11 protein-coding genes are annotated in these 19,734 nt (G+C 37.1%); 1 reads left to right on the top strand and 10 read right to left on the bottom strand.

Annotated features, from left to right (window positions below; all coding sequences use genetic code 11):
- Positions 1-13 precede the first annotated feature (13 nt).
- From ahcY to gyrB, 9 genes are all read right to left on the bottom strand, one after another.
- Positions 14-1,411, bottom strand: a complete 1,398-nt coding sequence (gene ahcY, locus ACFIKO_RS00595) for an adenosylhomocysteinase (RefSeq protein WP_375673053.1) — start codon at positions 1,409-1,411, stop codon at positions 14-16.
- Between the two features lie 718 nt (positions 1,412-2,129).
- On the bottom strand, positions 2,130-3,128 hold the full coding sequence (locus tag ACFIKO_RS00590; protein ID WP_375619214.1) for a complex I NDUFA9 subunit family protein: 999 nt from the start codon (positions 3,126-3,128) through the stop codon (positions 2,130-2,132).
- 42 nt (positions 3,129-3,170) lie between these two features.
- Entirely contained in the window at positions 3,171-4,490 is a 1,320-nt protein-coding gene (locus ACFIKO_RS00585; protein WP_375673052.1) for a bifunctional folylpolyglutamate synthase/dihydrofolate synthase, read from the bottom strand.
- A gap of 4 nt (positions 4,491-4,494) precedes the next feature.
- Positions 4,495-5,415, bottom strand: coding sequence for an acetyl-CoA carboxylase, carboxyltransferase subunit beta (gene accD, locus ACFIKO_RS00580; protein WP_375619216.1), 921 nt, complete (start codon positions 5,413-5,415; stop codon positions 4,495-4,497).
- Between the two features lie 993 nt (positions 5,416-6,408).
- Positions 6,409-7,128, bottom strand: coding sequence for a sulfate transporter family protein (locus ACFIKO_RS00575; RefSeq protein WP_375619217.1), 720 nt, complete (start codon positions 7,126-7,128; stop codon positions 6,409-6,411).
- A gap of 1,879 nt (positions 7,129-9,007) precedes the next feature.
- Positions 9,008-10,429, bottom strand: a complete 1,422-nt coding sequence (gene coaBC / locus ACFIKO_RS00570) for a bifunctional phosphopantothenoylcysteine decarboxylase/phosphopantothenate--cysteine ligase CoaBC (RefSeq protein ID WP_375673051.1) — start codon at positions 10,427-10,429, stop codon at positions 9,008-9,010.
- Between the two features lie 68 nt (positions 10,430-10,497).
- Positions 10,498-12,084 (bottom strand): 2-polyprenylphenol 6-hydroxylase, encoded by a 1,587-nt coding sequence (gene ubiB, locus ACFIKO_RS00565; RefSeq protein ID WP_375673050.1) that lies wholly within the window; start codon positions 12,082-12,084, stop codon positions 10,498-10,500.
- 2 nt (positions 12,085-12,086) lie between these two features.
- Complete coding sequence (ubiE, locus tag ACFIKO_RS00560) at positions 12,087-12,869, bottom strand: bifunctional demethylmenaquinone methyltransferase/2-methoxy-6-polyprenyl-1,4-benzoquinol methylase UbiE (RefSeq protein ID WP_375619220.1); 783 nt, start codon at positions 12,867-12,869, stop codon at positions 12,087-12,089.
- Between the two features lie 115 nt (positions 12,870-12,984).
- Complete coding sequence (gene gyrB / locus ACFIKO_RS00555) at positions 12,985-15,417, bottom strand: DNA topoisomerase (ATP-hydrolyzing) subunit B (protein WP_375673049.1); 2,433 nt, start codon at positions 15,415-15,417, stop codon at positions 12,985-12,987.
- A gap of 1,497 nt (positions 15,418-16,914) precedes the next feature.
- Here gyrB and ACFIKO_RS00550 point away from each other — a divergent pair.
- On the top strand, positions 16,915-17,820 hold the full coding sequence (locus ACFIKO_RS00550; RefSeq protein WP_375619222.1) for a transporter substrate-binding domain-containing protein: 906 nt from the start codon (positions 16,915-16,917) through the stop codon (positions 17,818-17,820).
- Between the two features lie 11 nt (positions 17,821-17,831).
- Here the strand turns inward: ACFIKO_RS00550 and ACFIKO_RS00545 are convergent, their stop codons facing one another.
- Positions 17,832-19,364, bottom strand: coding sequence for a YifB family Mg chelatase-like AAA ATPase (locus tag ACFIKO_RS00545; protein ID WP_375673048.1), 1,533 nt, complete (start codon positions 19,362-19,364; stop codon positions 17,832-17,834).
- Positions 19,365-19,734 lie beyond the last annotated feature (370 nt).

The following is a 19,734-nucleotide window of genomic DNA, read 5'->3' as shown; positions in this document are numbered from 1 at the left end:
CCCAAGGAAATGTTTAGTAACGGTAATGGTTTGATTTATAAGGTCCTTGTGGTGTGACTCCAATATAAGCGGCTTGTTCTTCTGATAAAACACTTAATTTTATTCCTAACCGATCAAGATGTAGACGTGCAACTTTTTCATCAAGATGTTTAGGCAAAACAGTGACTTCATTTGTATAGTGTTCTGCACGGGTAAAAAGTTCAATTTGCGCTAAAACTTGATTAGTAAACGAGGCTGACATGACAAAAGAGGGATGCCCAGTCGCATTCCCGAGGTTTAACAAACGCCCTTCAGAGAGCAAAATGATGCGTTTTCCATCGGGAAAGGTGATCATATCAACTTGTGGTTTAATATTTGTCCATGGCAAATTTCTAAGGGCTGCGACTTGGATTTCGTTATCAAAATGACCAATATTTCCAAGAATACACATATCCTTTACTTGTCGCATATGGTCTAAACGAACAACATCTTTATTGCCTGTTGTCGTGATGATAATATCAGCACTGGAAGCAGCATCATCCAAATTAACAACTTCATAGCCATCCATAGCTGCTTGAAGAGCGCAAATAGGATCAATTTCTGTTACTTTAACACGAGCCCCAGCACCAGAAAGAGATGCTGCTGAACCTTTTCCTACGTCACCATAACCACAGACAATGGCAGTTTTACCAGCGATCATCACGTCTGTTCCACGTCGAATACCATCGACCAATGATTCTTTACATCCATATTTATTATCAAACTTTGATTTAGTGACGCTATCATTGACATTAATGGCAGGAAAAGGCAAAAGCCCTTCTTTTTGTAACTGATAAAGACGGTTTACACCTGTTGTGGTTTCTTCGCTTACACCTTTAATTGCTGCGCGCTGTCGTGTAAAAAATCCTGGTGTTGCATCCATACGCTTTTGTATTTGTTTGAAAAAAATTTCTTCTTCTTCTGTTTTGGGATGCGATAGGATATCTTTATTTTGTTCTGCACGACTTCCCATTAAAATATAGTTTGTGGCATCAGCGCCATCATCTAAAATAAGATTGGAAGGATTACCATCTGGCCATTGGAAAATTGCATCTATATAAGTCCAATATTCTTCCAATGTTTCACCCTTAACGGCGAATACAGGAATACCAGTTGCGGCGATAGCTGCTGCTGCATGGTCTTGTGTAGAAAAAATATTGCTAGAGCTCCACCGTATATTGGCGCCAATCGCTTTTAATGTTTCAATTAAAACAGCTGTTTGAATTGTCATGTGCAATGAGCCAGAAATACGCGCTCCGCGCAAAGGTTGATTAGAGGAAAACTCCTTACGACAAGCCATCAAACCAGGCATCTCAGTTTCAGCAATATCAAGTTCTTTACGACCATAAGCGGCAAGTGTAATATCTTTGACAACAAAATCTTGAGCTGCCATTCTTTATTCCTTTAAAATAAGTTTTTCCAAGACGGTAGGAGAAATTAAAAAAAAATGCAAGACAAGAAGAGGACTTCTTTATGTGAAAAAGCTCTTTTAAAATCTTCATAAATTTGTGCAACAAATATGCATTTATGAATCTGAGTAATGATGTTACTGACAGAATAAGAGATCTTCATGATAAGTCTTATTATATAAACAAAACTCTATCCTTTTCACGTAACTTTAAAGCTTTTAAAAATATCCAAAGAGAATACCTTTTAAATAATAAAAATTGTGCATTGCTTCACAGTTTTTATATCAATTTTTTATGGGATAATATTAAAGTAGTGTACTTGTATTCTACTCGCTTATGCGGTTGTTGAAAAAGGAAGTATTACCTTACTTTAATCTCATTATTAAGCTTTCTACCAAAATAATATAATTGCAAAGCCATAGGTTATCATATTTATGAACAGGCAATTCAGAATCAGTTCTTTAGGATTCCAATGTTGCATCTGCTCTTGGATAAAGACAGTTTATAAGAAGTGCTTTTCTCCTGTTTTCAACGATTTTTATCAAAATAATATAGATATCCGATTAAACATTTTTTGTGATACTGAATAGAGCATTTAAAATGCAAAAACATTACTCTATTGAGCACTCTGATTTTAGAACCGCTAACAACGAGCTATGAGTTATAAATCAAATAATTAACTCAGTTTTGGAAAAATTTATTCTAGACGAATAAGTTTTGCGAAAATTGACCATGTGGACGAAATCGCCAAAGATAACTTGGCAAGAATGCAGCCATTGCTCTGGGGGTAATTCCCACACCTTCTAGAGTATATCCATTCTCTATAGCCTCTTTAGAAACAATGTTATCCATTTGTAAAAAACGTATCTGATTGGCTGTTACGATTGTTGGTAAAAAAGGCAATTTACCGATAGTTCCCAAAATTCCTCCAATCAATAGACCAGCAGAAAGGGGCATGGATAGGATTGTTTTTTTACGGTGAATAATTTTGAGTATATTTTCAAGAGTATTTTGGAAAGTGATAATCTGGGGACCACCAAGATCATAATTTTTTCCCCAAGCAACCTGTCCATCTAAAGTGCGCGCGATAAACTCAGCAACGTCACCAACATACACGGGTTGCAATTTGCTTTTCCCACCCCCAAAAAGAGGCATAATTGGTAAAAAACGTGACAAATCTGCTAAAGTGTTAAAGAAACAATCCTCTGGTCCAAAGATAACGGATGGACGGATAATAATTGCTTGAGGATGCTTGTTATGAATGATTTGTTCACCCATAAACTTAACACGTGCATAAAGACATGAAGCATTCTCGTTAGCCACAAGTGTTGACATATAGATGAGTGGAATAGCAGCTTGTGCTGTTAATTCAGCAACATTGTAAGCACCATCAATTTGTGTGTTTTTAAAATTCGATTGATTTGCTTGTTTTAAGCTACCAGGCAAAAATACTGCCGCATCAGCTCCAAGCAACGCGCGTGCAACAGAGGCACGATGCTTGATATCCGTTTTAAGCATTTGGGTTTGTCCTACTTCTCCTATTTGGAGCATATAATAAGCTTTTTGTGGACAACGAACAGCGATACGAACGCGATATCCCCGCTTAGTCAAAGTTTCAACGACATGTCGTCCTACAAAACCAGATCCGCCAAAAACAGTAATAAGTTTAGGATGTTGATAAAGTGCACAATCAAGTTGCATGATTAAAAAGTCTATCTTTCAAAGCTTTAAAATAATCAATTTCTAGCATGGAGGTGTTTTATTGTCACGTAAAATATCGCCCGCAAGATAAAGGGAACCACTAATAAGGACAATTGCCTCTTTATATTCGGCTCTAATCTTATGCAAAGCATCTTGTAGATGTGCTTGTGGAGTAGAAAAGATTCCTGCTTTTTGCGCTGATTCAGCTAATTTTATTGGAGAGATACTGGCATTATTGTTAATCAGCGGTATCGTATATATTTTATCGACAAGGTTCGCTAAGGAACGAAAATAACCGACAGCATCTTTGGTATTGAGCATGCCAGCAATCATAATAATGGGACGATCTGTTTTTTTTCTCCATTGTGTAAGTTCTGCCGCAATAACTTTTCCAGCAGCAGGATTGTGACCACCGTCTAACCATAAATCAATATTAGGAGACAGTTGATCAACCAAATGTCCTTGGATAAGATGTTGCATCCGTGCGGGCCAATAGATATTTTTCAAAGCGTCATTTATAGTTTGTTCTGAAAGTTGAAAACCCGCTTGACAAACTGCTTCAAGAGATGCGCCAGCATTGGCAACTTGGTGGTCTCCAATAAGGTTAGGAAGTGAAAGATCCATGAGACCTTGATTGTTTTGAAAAACCATACGTCCATGTTCTTTATAACTTTGATAATCTTGATCAAATAGAGAATAAGGTGCTTTATTTTTATCGGCAAGGGGTATTAAAGTAGCAAGAGTTTCTTCATAATTTTGCTTCCCGATGACTACTGGAACATTTGGTTTGATAATTCCCCCCTTTTGAAAAGCGATTTGAGCAATTGTGTTTCCAAGAAAGTTCTCATGATCATAATCAATGGGCATAATAAGCGATACAGCTGGTTTGTTAATGACATTGGTAGCATCAAAACGCCCTCCCAACCCAACTTCTAAAATGACAACATCAGCTGGATGTGTACTAAACAGTATAAAGGCAGCGGCTGTAAAAATTTCAAAAATAGTAATCGGCTCTTGACGATTTACTTTTATAATTTCACGGATTGTCTCAGCCAATTGGTTTTCTGTAACAAGTTGACCACCTCCTTTTTGACCTAACCGGCAGCGTTCATTCCAGTTGACGAGATGAGGTGAGCTATAGACATGAACGCAGTATCCTGCACTTTCTAAAAGAGCACGGCAAATCGCTGAGGCAGATCCTTTGCCATTTGTTCCAGCGATGTGAATAATAGGGGCAAGTTTTAAATGTGGATTACCAAGACGCTCTAAAAGGTGAATAATACGCTCTAAAGAAAGATCAAATTTTTTCGGATAATTTTTTAGTAAATCATCCACCACCCTTTGTATTTGGCTTTGTTGCATAAATTTAAACTGCTTTTGCTGTAGAAAGCGATGTTTGAGAGTCTGTTGGGGATGGATCGGAAGGGTTAAAAACAGCAGGGCGTTTCATCATCAAACGTAAAAGACGCGCAATTGTTGTTTTCATTTCTAAACGTGATACAACCATATCAATCATACCATGTTCGAGCAGATATTCACTACTTTGAAAACCTTCTGGTAGGGTTTCGCGTATAGTTTGTTGAATCACACGTGGACCAGCAAAACCAATCATAGCGCCAGGTTCAGCAATGTGAATATCACCAAGCATGGCGTAAGAAGCAGTAACACCACCGGTGGTTGGATTAGTCAGCACAACAATATAGGGAAGTTTTGCTTCTTTCAACATTTCAATCGCTACGGTTGTACGAGGCATTTGCATCAACGAGAGTGTTCCTTCTTGCATGCGTGCGCCACCAGAAGCAGAAAAAAGAACTAGCGGGCGCCTTTCGGCAATGGCAGTATCAAAAGCTTTAATAATAGCTTCTCCTGAAGCCATACCGAGTGATCCACCCATAAAGGCAAAATCTTGAACGGTTGCAATGATTGGTAAGCCTTCAATCGTACCACGTGCACTTAAAATATTGTCATCAACACCAAGTTTAGAACGATAATCTTTTAACCGGTCAATATAGCGTTTTTCGTCACGAAATTTTAAAGGATCTGTTACAACTTTTGGATTTTCAAGAGCTGTATAAACACCATCATCAAAAAAATGCATGAGACGATTTTTAGCGCTGATACGCATATGATGGCCAGAATTAGGAGCTACAAATTGATTAGCTTCCAGATCTTTATGGAAGATCATTTCACCACTGGTAGGATCTTTAATCCATAGATTTTCTGGAATTTCACGGCGCCCCAATATAGAGTTAATTTTAGGACGAACATAATTTGTAATCCAGTTCATCTTTATAACCTTCCTTTAAATATTACACATCTTTCGCATGATTTGAAAGAATATGAACCTAAGCAGTCACATTTGCTTTACCGGTGGAACAAAGGAGTCTATTTAATACTTTTATCAGTGTACGTATAGCTTGTTTTTTTAATTTTTAATTTTCCAATATCATAACAATCATATCTATGAAGAGTATATCCTATAACAAATTTGTCGTAAGTTTAAGAACTTACATGTTTTTATTTTTTTACTTTGGTATTAAAATTCACTCCTTGCGATGGTTAACAAACCCCTTATTTTTTGATAAAAATGAATATCCAATTAATCATTCGTATCGACAGTTTTGAAGAAAAGAAACCTTATAATATAAGGCGTTAACAAGGCTAAAATAATCCATTTAAGATAATGTATATGATAACACCATATTAGCGAAACGCTAACATCAGAGCAAGATTTTTTTCAAAAGGTTTCTTTAAAGCGCGCGCTTTTCACAATTAAAATAGAATACCCTCAAAAATGCTATTATACTACTCATTCATGTACTTGTTTTACACAGACATTTTTCAATAATCTCCGAAACTCTTTTATGACGGTGCTCAGAAGAGTATATACTCTCCATGAATGGTATAAAATACATTATGCTCTCCATTTTTACTGAAATAGAAGGTATAAATCGATACCATCATACTCTTTTCAAGTTTTTAATGTGACGATAATGTTTGCATTGAGAGGATTCATAAAAGATATTTCACGCCTTTTTGAAAGTACTTTTATCCACACACCACCTTCGTTTATGACATATTAACAAACGATTTCAATTGATCCAATATGAATAGGATTAAAAAGAGAAAGCCTCATGATATTTAGGTTTTTTACTCATGTTGTGAAATGATAAATTATCGTTGTAAATCAATATATTACTTTAATGAAAGATAAAGCATAAAATTTTATATTATGCTTTCTTTGGTTGGCAAGTTTTATTAGCCTTAAAGTCAAGTAACATTATTTTTGTGTAATGTGTTCCATGGTCTTTTGGGAAAGCATTTTGTGTAAATATGTCATAAAGGCGGCTGCAAAAAGCGGTGTTGCTAAATTAAGAATTGGAATCGAAACAAAAAGCGCTATCAATAATCCTGCACCAAAAACCGTTGTGTAATGAGTATGTAAAAAAGCACGTGCATTTTGCTCTGTTCGAAAACGATAAGCAGCAAACAAGAAATATTCATGACCAAGCAAATAACCATTAATAACATAAAAAGCGATTAAATTAATACCTGGTATGAAGAATAAAATAAAAGCAATTCCATTACCAAGAAGGCTTAAAATAACAAATTTAAAGGAAATGATAAGAGAACGCCGAAACGGCAAAGCTTGTCCAATAGGCTCGTTTGGGTAATCCTCTTTTTCAATGATTTCAGCAACAGAGTCAATGAAAAAACCACCAATCATAGCTGCGATTGGTGCAATCAAAAACGCCAACAAAAGAGCCAAACCAAGATTAAAAATGATAAGCATGCTAAAACCAATCCATCCCGCCCAACTAGGGATTCCAGGAAGAAACTGAGCAATCCAGGGCCAAAAGTAAGACACAAAAAGTTGGTGCACACATAACCATAAAATGGCGAGAATGAAAAAAGTAATCCCCAATGCTTTCAGTATCATAATACTATATTGCGAGGTCAGAAGACGTTGTAAAGCACGATAGGCAGCAGTAAAAATCATAGATTAATAAACTAAGGAAAGAAGCAAAAAAACAAGAAATATATTTAAAGAATGTGCAGTGTAATTTTTTCTTTTTTGAATTACAAGATTTCTTTTCAAGAACATTATAAAAAACGACTAAAGTTTCTTTGTTTAAAATAAAGTTTGAATAAATAGAAATTTTGATTTTTAAAAATCAAGAAGAATTTAAAAAGCAGCTGTTGTAGAAGAAATTTTAATATTTTTGTACAGAGTGTAGGTTATTGCGTTTATATGATATATGTGAAAAATTAAGGAATAAGAACTATTTTGGAGGAAAGTTGTTTACTTCTATTTATTCAGTAGAGTTGTATAACTTCATTTATCTACGTGCTTAATTGTTTTGCACAATGCCCAATACTCTGTACTTCTCTACTATTTGGCGGCATGCTTTTGCCTCTCGCTTTTATTCAAAACATATTGAGTTCAATGGAATAGGAGTAACGTAGTAGCTCGTAGATATTCTGATTTGAGCAACAGAATGATTAATATGATAGAAGTGAAAAAATAAGCTTAGGCGATTGACCGTTCATATCCCATGGAAGGGCAATTGCTTGAGAAGAAGCAAAAAGTGGGAGACGCCACTGATGATTAAAAATGATGAGATTTTGAATTTTAAAAGCTATAAGTGCAATGAAGTAAGAATTCATTGAAGTGCTTTTCGTACAAGCGGTGCACTGTATCAAATATTTTTTAGATAATAACACCACTAATTTATGAAGAGAATTGATCATTTTCAACTTGAATAAGAATCCAAAATATAGAGATATTCTTTAATTTCAAAGCCTCTATTCAACATCAAAAAATTATTTACTTGCACATTATACGCGAGACCAATGTGTGGATACAAAGCTTTCGATAAAGGAATAAAAATACTTCTCATAAAACATCACAATGTGCGGATATCATGGATCAAATTCTAGTCTTTGCGGTCTTGGTATGTTAGAGAGAGGACACACACATTTAATTTTAAAGACCGATCACTGAGGAAAATAATAAAGGCGTCAGTTTCATAAACTTATAGACAGTGGTGCAATGAATTTTGTCTACACTCTTTATGAACGTCAGTGTGAGATATGCTTCAAATTGTATCGAGATGTTATAATACATTGATTTATACATTGTTTTTCATAGTGAATAAGAGCTCCAAATAAAGTTGTCATATTTTCTCATTAACTGCTCTCATCATGAAACAATCAAAATCATGTATTTGCACATCATAAATAGGACCAATATGGGGATAAAAACATTGAAGAGAGAAAATGCTTTTATAAATTTTATCCAATGCAAGAGCTTTCTCAAAATTGATGATAGGCAAAGTGAATGATAGCTTGTTTTTTATAAGCTGGGGAGACAGTGGTGCAATAGATCCTACTTTTTATGAAGGCTATGGGTGAAATGGAATTTTTTCAAGAAACATTTCCCAACGCTCGTCACACTTATTTCGCAACAGTTCCTGTGAATAGTATAAGGGTAAAGCTCTCGTGAATAAATAAAACTTATAGAGCACCACTATCTTTATGCTTAATAAAAGAGCACGCTGGAGCCATCATCCTCAGTATTGCTCGACAGCCCTTTGTTCTTGAGACGGTCCATTATAAGCGTTTTTAGTTCTTTCTTAAACGTTTTGTATTCATACGGCTATCCTTGTTTACAACGTGCAAGAAAATGGTTTTTATTGATTCAACATGAGGGAGATTTGAAATGAGAGAATCTTACGATATTCGGGATTCTAATTTAATATGAACAACGCTAGATTATCATTATAAATCAAAATATTGTATACTAATCGAGATAGATAGGCACCTATTGTTAGTTCTATTTTATAAGGTGTTTTAATATGAATGCATTTGAAGAGTTATTATTTGAAATGGGGTATATTTTCCTCATGAGGAGTAGGTGTCTGGGGGGCAAAAAATGATACAATCATGTTCGCTAATTTTTGCGCTACGTGTTGTTTACTCATATGGGGCCATTGTTCAACTTTTTCTCTACTCACGAGATAAACTTGATTTGTATCAGCACCCATGACATTTGTGCCATCTAGTTGAAGAGAAATATCATTAGCAAGAATGAAATCAGCTCCTTTTTCAACACATTTTTTTTGCGCATTGGCAATGATATCACATGTTTCAGCAGCAAAACCAATGACCAATGAGGGGCGATTTGGAGCGTGTCCAATCGTTGCTAAAATGTCAGGATTTTCGATCATATGAAGGGATGGTGGTATTTTATGAGCATTCTTTTTAATTTTATGTAAAGACTGCGTTTGACTGCGCCAATCACAAACAGCGGCAACGAAGATGGCACCATCAGCAGGCAATGCGGCTTGAACGGCTTGTAACATCTGTTGTGCTGTTTCAACATGAATGGTTTTTACTTCTTGTGGGTCTGCAAGATTAACAGGTCCACAAATAAGTGTTACTTTTGCACCCAAATGCGCAAGAGCGGTTGCGATGGCATGACCTTGTTTGCCTGAAGACCGATTAGCAAGATAACGCACCGGATCAATTGGTTCATGGGTAGGGCCAGAGGTAACGATGAAATGGCGGTCAGAGAGAGGTTTTTCATGCACATTCAAAAGAGCCTCTATGGTAGCGACAATCGTTAAAGGTTCACTCATGCGCCCATATCCTATCTCGTCACGTTCAGCCATATTTCCGATTTCTGGTCCAATGATATGAACGCCATCTGCGCGCAGTTGTGCAACATTGCGAATAGTGGCTGGATGCGCCCACATGGACGGATTCATAGCGGGTGCAATTAAGAGTGGACAGCGTGCCGCTAAAAGGATGCAATCAGCCAGATCATCTCCTATACCATTGGCTATTTTTGCAATGCGATTGGCTGTAGCAGGGGCTAAAATAATAAGGTCAGCATTACGTGCTAATCGGATATGTCCAATATCGTGTTCTTCTTCGCGTGAAAATAAATCAGTATATACAGTATCACCGCTTAAAGCTTCAGCGGCTAAAGGCGTAATAAATTTTTGTGCTGCTTTTGTCATTACAACTTTTAAGTGTGCTCCACGTTCTTGTAAACGGCGAATCAAATCAAGTGCTTTATAGGATGCAATACTTCCCCCAATAATAAGAAGGAGTAATTTTGATTTCAATGATTGCACTTCAATAGCGCTAGTATGAGAGAGTTGTGTGGTGAGAGGAGTGGGATTACTTAAAAGGCGTCGGACTTCTTCTTCCATAGAAATACCATTTTGCGCGGCGCGTATGCGCAAAGCTTCTTTGGTTTCAGGAGACAGGTTACGAATAGTAATACTGGCCATAAAATACTTCCAAGAAATAAAATGATTGCAATGATTTCATTATTGATATTTTTAGCATATTAAGGAAATTAGAAAAGATGAAAAAAGTAAAAAGTGAGACAAACGCAACAAAGCGCAATGATGAAAAGGCTATAACGACCATAACGGTTTCTACGACTTTGTTCGATAGCAAGTTGTTTGAGGGTGGCAGGAGAAAGATTAAAACCTGTTTTTCTCATTTGATCGAAATCTTCTTCTATCCGTTGGAAATTTTGAACCAATTGTGGTGTTTTGCGTGCCAGCGAAAGGAGAGCTTGCGCTCCTTCACTAAAGTCTTTTGCAACGCCTACGGGTCCTAAATTTTTACTAATCCATTCTTTGACAACAGGTTCAGAAGCTTTCCACATATTAAAAGTGGGGTCTAATGTGCGGGCAACACCTTCCACGACAACCATCGTTTTTTGCAGCAATAAAAGTTCAGGTCGTGTTTGCATGTCAAATAATTCAGTGACTTCAAACAATAAAGTGAGCAATTTAGCCATGGAAATGCTTTGTGCTGATTGTCCGTGTATTGGTTCGCCAATAGCGCGGTTGGCTTGCGCAAAGCTTTCAATATTATGGTATGAAGGAACATAACCTGCCTCAAAATGGGCGCGTGCAACCCGGTGGTAATCGCGGGTAATAAAGCCGTAAAGAATTTCAGCAAGGAAATGCTTTTCTTTTTTACCAAGCCTTCCTGTAATGCCTAGATCAACAGCAACAATACATCCTTTTGCATCTACAAATAAATTACCAGGATGCATATCGGCGTGAAAAAAACCATCACGCAATGTATGACGAAGAAAAGATTGAATAAGCGTAATGGCAAGCGCCTGCAAATCAAAACCTGCTTCTTTGAGTTTGGAAATTTCAGATATTCTGATACCATCAATCCATTCCATTGTGAGAACATTACGTCCTGTCCGTTCCCAGTCAATACGTGGAACCCGAAAGCCTGTATCATGTTGAATATTTTCAGCCATTTCAGATATAGCTGCTGCTTCTAACCGTAAATCCATTTCAAGGCGTGTTGTTTGTGCTAAAGTATCCACCACACGAACAGGACGAAGCCTTCGAGAGGCAGGGATATAGCGCTCTTGTAAGTGAGCAATGAGATAGAATCCTCTAAGATCTTTAGAAAAACGTGCTCTGATATTAGGACGAATAACTTTTACAGCACATTTTTTCTTATGACCAGTTTCATCACTGTATTCAGCTGGGTGAACTTGAGCAATAGAAGCGGCAGCAATGGGGGGATAAAAATTTATGAATAAATCATCAATAGAGCGACCGAGAGAACTTTCAATTTGAGCAACAGCGGCAGTGCAAGAAAATGTTTGGACACGATCTTGTAGTTGTGACAAATCTTCCGCAATATCACGTCCAACAATATCAGGTCTTGTGGCAAGAAATTGACCAAGTTTTATGTAAGAGGGTCCAAGCTTATTAATGGCATACGAAATATTTTCAGATCGCTGTTTTTTTTTCGTTTTGCGTCGTGCTAATGCACTCGCTATACGATGACATAGCGCTGGAAATCCTTGAAGATCATCATGAGGAAGAGCACTTAAAACACCTTCACGTGTTAAAACCCATCCTGCACGCATCAATTGAAAGTAAGGGGAAATTTGCACCATTTTTAAATTTTCCAACCTGAATGCAGCGCTGCAATCGCACCGGTGAGATTGCGGTACGATATCCGCGAAAATCCCGCATGCTTAATCATATGGGCAAAATCATCTTGCTTAGGAAATTTGCGGATAGATTCAACCAAATAACGATAAGCATCGCCATCATTTGCAATAAATTGACCCAGCTTAGGGATAGCATGGAAAGACCAAAGATCATAAATTTTATCCAGCAGAGGCATCTCAACATTTGAAAATTCTAAACATAAGAAACGTCCACCGGGCTTTAAAACACGAAAAGCTTCTCTAAGAGCTTGATCAATATGAGGAACATTGCGAATTCCAAAAGCAATAGTGTAAGCGTCAAAGCTTTGATCTTCAAAAGGTAGATTTTCTGCATTGGCTTCAACAAAATCAATCAGAGGGGCAAGACCATTTTTTTTTGCGCGTTTTTTGCCAACGCTGAGCATTGAGCCATTAATATCAAGCACTGTAGCATGGGCTTTTTGGCGTGAAGCATTAAGAATACGAAAAGCAATATCACCTGTACCGCCAGCGACATCAAGAACTTTCCAATGAGAAAGTGCTGGTGGGGAAAGCCAAGCAATCATGGAATTTTTCCACACACGGTGTAGCCCTAAGGATAAGATATCATTCATCTTGTCATAATTTTCAGCAACAGAATGAAACACACCATCCACCATGGATTGTTTTTGTGTTTCATCTACTCTTGTAAAACCAAAAGAGTGCTCCATGCCACCTTTGGCTCCTACACGTTCTGTTTTAACTGCCATGTGTATGACCTTCCTTACTTTTTTATCGTAAATGAAATAGAGAGAGAATGTTCAAATACGAAAAAACAACGTATAAAACTGCGACATTTACACAGCTAAAAACAGAAGAGTACCTCTAGATATCAAGATTGGCAACGCTTAAGGCATTGTCTTGAATAAAAATACGTCTAGGTTCAACTTCATCCCCCATAAGACGAGAAAAGAGTGAATCTGCATCGGTTGCATCATTAATTTTTACTTGTAAAAGAGAACGTGCATTAGGATCAAGCGTTGTTTCCCAAAGCTGTTCAGCATTCATTTCCCCAAGACCTTTATAACGTTGAAGAGTAATACCTTTTTTACCATTTGTAAAAATGCTCTCTAAGAGGCTCATAGGACCAAAAATACGCTCTGTTTTATCTTTGCGACGTAAAAGAACAGGAGGATGATATATGTCGATAAAATTTTGGGAAATGCGATCAATTTGGCGTGCGTCAGTTGAATTTATAAGTCCAACATCAAGTGTAACAATATCTTTAACACCACGCAAAATACGCTCAAAACATAAGTTTCCATCTGCTGTATATTGTCCACTCCAACCTTGTTCCATATCATCAGCAATCAGATTAAGGCGGTGTGCTATAGTATCTGCTATTTTTTGCGCTTTTTCTTGTGTTGCAAAGACTTCAAGATTAAAAGCGCCAACAATTGCTGCTTGTTCAACAATATTACGGTCATAACGGGTATGAAGACCATTTAAAAGTTGACGTAATATACGAGCATCTTTAGCGAGTTGATACAAATCAGCCCCTGCACGAACTTCTCCCGTTGAAAGCTCAAGCGTTGTTTCTTCTAAACCAGTATCGATCAAGAATTCTTCAAATGCTGCTTCATTTTTAATATATTGGGAAGATTTTCCACGCGATACTTTATAAAGAGGAGGCTGAGCAATATAAAGATGTCCACGTTCAATCAACTCGGGCATTTGTCTAAAAAAGAAAGTGAGCAGAAGAGTACGAATATGGGCTCCATCAACGTCCGCATCTGTCATGATAATAATCTTATGATAACGTAATTTATCCGGTGAAAATTCATCTTTACCGATAGACGTTCCAAGAGCTGTAATAAGTGTTCCAATCATATCAGATGAAAGCATGCGGTCGAAACGTGCTCGTTCAACATTGAGAATTTTACCACGAAGGGGTAAAATTGCTTGATTTTGACGTGAGCGCCCACTTTTTGCTGAACCGCCAGCCGAATCCCCCTCGACAATAAAGATTTCTGATTTTGCAGGATCACGTTCTTGGCAATCGGCAAGCTTTCCTGGCAGAGAAGTGATATCAAGCGCCCCTTTTCGTCTTGTGAGTTCACGTGCTTTGCGTGCTGCTTCACGTGCTGTTGCAGCTTCTACCACTTTACTAATGAGAAGTTTTGCTTCATGAGGATGTTCTTCCAGCCATACTGAAAGACCTTCATTGACCAAATTTTCAACAATAGGGCGCACTTCAGAAGAGACTAACTTATCCTTTGTTTGTGAAGAAAATTTTGGATCAGGAACCTTGACAGAAAGAATAGCTGTTAATCCTTCACGGCAATCATCACCGGTTAAGTTCACTTTTTCTTTTTTAGCAATACCTGAAGATTCAGCATAGCCATTAATTTGGCGCGTAAGGGCACTTCTAAAACCTATCAAATGAGTTCCACCGTCACGCTGAGGAATATTATTGGTAAAACACAAGATCTTCTCATGATAGGAATCATTCCACCATAGGGCAACATCAACGCTCATACCATCCTTTTCACTTGCAATGTAAATAGGATTATCAAGCAGAGCTTTTTTTGATTGATCAATATATTTGACAAACTCCGTTAATCCGCCTTCATAATGTAATTCAACTGATTTAGTATCAGCATGACGCTCGTCAACAAGGAGAATATAAACCCCAGAATTTAGAAAGGCTAATTCTCGTAAACGGCGCTCCAAGGTTTCAAAATCAAACTCAACCATAGTAAAAGTTTCAGAACTTGGTAAAAATCTGATTTCTGTTCCACTTTCTCTATCGCAATCGCCAATAACTTTTAATGGAGCATCAGCCACTCCGTGGGTAAATGATATTTCATGAATTTTACCATTCCGTCTGATTTGCAATTTAAGCCAAACGGATAATGCATTCACAACTGAGACGCCAACACCGTGTAACCCACCTGAAACTTTATAAGAGTTTTGATCAAACTTTCCGCCGGCATGAAGCTGTGTCATAATAACTTCAGCCGCAGAAACACCTTCTGTTGGGTGGATATCTGTCGGAATTCCACGTCCATTATCACGAACAGAACAAGAACCATCAGCATGGAGTGTGACGTTTACAAGAGTAGCATGACCGGCTAAAGCTTCATCGATAGCATTGTCTACAACTTCATAGACCATATGGTGTAAACCCGATCCATCATCAGTATCACCGATATACATACCAGGACGTTTACGTACAGCATCAAGACCTTTAAGGACTTTGATAGAAGAAGCGCCATAATCATCACTTTGTGCCGCTAAGGTTATTTCATCACTCATAAGTTAGTCCATTCCTGTGTTCAATTTACAATATTTTATCTGCTTTTTTAAGCTCAATGTTCTGATCAGTTATTTATGGAATAACCACATTAAACATTTACCGTATATCAGAACTAGATTCAATATCTGTCGATATATAATGGAGAGAATGATGAAATGAGATTGTACTGTTATATCACAAAACTCCGTCATTTAGGGCGGTGATATAAGGAAAGTAAGCACTGCCTTGATACATTAAGTATTTTTAAAGTGCGTGGTGAATATTCGGAGCAGGGTTTATTTGTATAACCTTTAGTTAAGTTAAGCGCATGAGTGGATAGCTCCGAGGAATTAGTCAAGAGAAGCAGGACTGTCTAGACGTCAACCGCTAGTAGGAATCCTTTTCCTTTGAGGGTGGGGATGAGGTCAATTAAGCTTTACAATAATGATGCTATTTATTTTGTTATTTTTGCATATGCGTAATGTTCCAAAATTAGTTATGCATTTTTGTGTTAGACTAACAAAGGTCTTACTTGTTTTATCCATAAATCAATTTTCAATTCTAATGCTGCCGTATACTTAAAACAAAGGTTACGAGCTCTCTAAGCAGCTCAATCTTTTGTATGTTAGATTGAGGCGAAAATATTGTGTATATTGGTTTCATCTTTAAAATGTGGAAAATATAAGGCGTAAATGTAAAAACACGTTTCCACTATCATTCTTTTATTCAGTTTTACAACTTTTAAAAACGTCTACGGCGATGTTTTTAAATAATGAGGGTGATGACGCATTGTCTTACGCTTTTGATTTTCTCATTCCTATAATGGAGGTTACGTCCCTTATTTAAAACAAAACACCATTGCACTGTTATTCACGCGCTTTTTTAAGAAATAGCTCTCAATGTTCCTAAACTCATTTTACAATGATGTTTGAATAGCATAACGCAAAATACCCTGTGAGTACTACAAGATTCATGTACCTCATTTTCCCATATTAACAATAAGGCGCAAACCAGCATCATCATTTTATTTTCCAGTTCTTAAATGTTGATGCAACCTGAATGTTGAGAAAACCCTCAGCATTTGAAGGATATTTTTACTCTTTTCTTTAATAGTATTTATATACTCCCTCTGGTTGTGATACGCAAGAAAATGGTTTTGATATTTTTCAATATAAATAGATTTGAAATAAAGTTTTTTATTCAATACATAAATAATAAATTATCATTACAAATCAGTATCTTAATATTTTAAGATATGTGGGATTTTTTGATAAAATAGAGTGTGCCACTACAGTATGTATAGCTTATTTCTTATATCTAAAAAATCAAATCGCCTTTCTCTAAAATTACTTTTTATATATTCATTTGGGAAAATTAACACCAAAAGCTTAGGCATTTTCAATGGTTTTTAAAAATAGCAAGAATTTTATTTATTAAACGCCAGATATTTTGGTGAAGAGCGTTAGATAATAATTAAGAAGAGTTGCATCTTAGTTTTGAAAAATAGGGGAGAGATTTTGAAAATAAAAAAATCTATATATGTAAAATATCTTCAATTTTTTTTACGGTACTTTTTATTCAATAATCCATACAATATTTTTATTTGTATTTTATTTGTAGCAGGGGGGGGGCTGTTTTTCTCTTACGCAGAAGCTAAAAGGTTGCCTTCTTTTTTTGATTCGCATGAACATTTGGTACAACCTGATACAACGGATATTCTTCGTTTGCGTTTTGTAACAACTTTTGATTTTCCTCCTTTTAATTTCCTTGATCAAACGGGGCATCTGGCAGGTTATAATATCGATTTATTGCGCGCTATTTGCTCAAAATTAAAATTAGAGAAGCTTTGTGAAGTAGAAGTAATTCCTTGGAAAGAGCTTGTAGAACATGTTAAAAATGGTGGTGCAGAAGTCATTATTGCGGGTTTAAAAGAAACAAATAAAACCCAGCAAGATCTTGTTTTTACAAAGTCATATTTGCGCTTTCCAGCGCGATTTGTTGCTTCTCGACTTTTAAATCTCGATGAGCCAATAAGCGATCAATTGGTACATTTAACCAGTGGTGTTTTGTCTAAAAGTATTCACGAAAAGCTCTTTCATCATTATTTTCCTAAAGCAAAATGGCAAGGATTTAAAAAGAGAGAAGAACTCTATAAAGCATTACAAGAGCGTAAAATTGACCTTATTTTTGATGATGGATTTGCTTTATCGTTGTGGTTCAAAAAACAAAAATCTGTCGATTGCTGTCATTTTGTTGGGGGGGCATATATGGCGCCACAGTTATTGGGACAAGGAATGCAGCTTGCTGTTGCAAAAAAGAATGAAAAATTGGTTGATATACTCAATTATGCGCTGAAATCTCTAGAAGAGGATGGTAAACTTACAGAACTTTATTTGCGGTATTTTCCAATAAGTTTTTATTGATGAATAGTTTTTTAATTAAGAGCTGTTAATCTTTCTGTGCCTATTCGATAGGAAATAGCTTCTGCGAGATGATAGCGTGAAAGATTATCTGATTCGTCAAGATCAGCAATTGTGCGTGCAACTTTGAGAATGCGATGATAAGCGCGTGCAGAGAGGTGCATTTTTTCACTTACATCTCGTAAGAGTATGGTCGCACTTTTATCAGGAATGGCAATCTGTTCTATAATTTTGGCAGGGCAATCGCCATTGGTGCGAATATGATCAAACCCCATTGTTGCAAAACGTTTAGCTTGAATGGTACGGCATCGTGCGACGCGTTTGGCAACATCGCAGCTTTTTTCTGATTGTTCTGGTTGCATAAGGTCCATAGCTGTCAAAGCAGGGACATCGATCCGTAAATCAATTCGGTCAAGCAGAGGACCAGAAATACGGGACTGATAATCGATTTGACAGCGTATTCCTTTAGCGCAAACATGGTCTTTTTCGCCTGCCATACCACAACGGCAAGGATTCATTGCGGCAATGAGTTGAAAGCGAGCAGGATAGCTAATATGGTGATTAGCGCGGGCGATAACCGATTCCCCACTTTCTAAGGGTTGACGAAGAGAATCAAGAACCTGCGGAGAAAATTCAGGCAATTCATCAAGGAATAACACACCATTATGGGCAAGGGAGACCTCTCCCGGTCGTCCTTTAAGTCCCCCACCAATCATTGCAGCCATGGAAGCAGAATGATGTGGGGAACGAAAGGGGCAATGAAGTGAAATGGTATTATGAACCGTTTCTCCTGTAATAGAAGCAATCAGAGAGACATCTAAAAGCTCACGGCTATCAAGGGGTGGCAAAATGGAAGGTAAGCGTTGCGCTAACATAGATTTCCCAGCACCAGGAGGTCCTACAAACAAAAGGTTATGGCGTCCAGCAGCACAAACTTCTAAGGCACGTTTGGCTGTTTTCTGTCCTTTGATTTCGCAAAGATCTGGAAGTTCAGTTTCGATAGTATATTGGCGCGGTTGTGGACGTTTTTGAATTTGGGCTCCTTTGAAATGGTTGACTATAGTGAGCAGAGTCTCTGGGGCAAGAATATTTATTTCTGCATTTGCCCAAGCAGCTTCAGGCCCACATTGGAAGGGACAAATCAGTCCTTTATCGAGTGATAACGCTGTCATGGCAGCTGGTAAAACACCATTAACAGCGGTAAGTGAACCATCCAGTGATAATTCTCCTAAAATGATATAGTCTTGTGCTACTTCAGGAGGGAGGATTCCCATAGCAAGCATTAAGCCTACAGCGATTGGCAAATCATAATGCGAGCCTTCTTTAGGCAAATCAGCTGGTGCAAGATTAATCGTAATCCGTTTAGTAGGCATAGAAAGTCCACAAGCATGGAGGGCTGCTTGCACACGTTCACGGCTTTCTGCAACTGCCTTATCAGCTAATCCAACAATAGCCATTCCTATTTTACCAGACGAAATCATAACCTGTACATCGACAGGGACTGCTTCTAGACCGCGAAAAGCAACAGTTGTAACACGTGCGATCATTTATTTATTTTCCCCCTTTAGACTTTGTAGAGACAATCATATCTATGCATAAAAATCAAGAAGCTTCTCTATGGTTTTTTTTATAGAGAGATCTATATACAAAGGCAGTTTTTTAGCGTTCTCATGGAAAGTTATTTGTACAAATTTAACCATGATAGTATGGGACGCAATAAAACATTTATAATAAGCTAAATAAATATGTTAAGAAAAAAAGAATGAGGCTGTTCGTGTTATACAACAGTGCAGAATTTTATGAAAATATAAGGGGAGGGTGACGTTATGTATCGCAGAGTGTTATTTGATGTGATAAAACGTGTAAAATGTGCAAAGTAATTATATTTACCTTTCTTATTTTTATATTATTTAAAGT

The sequence above is a fragment of the Bartonella sp. TS82HLJMH genome (assembly GCF_042193495.1).
In the GTDB taxonomy this organism is placed as follows: Bacteria; Pseudomonadota; Alphaproteobacteria; order Rhizobiales; family Rhizobiaceae; genus Bartonella; species Bartonella grahamii.
This window is presented reverse-complemented; position numbering and strand designations above follow the sequence as displayed.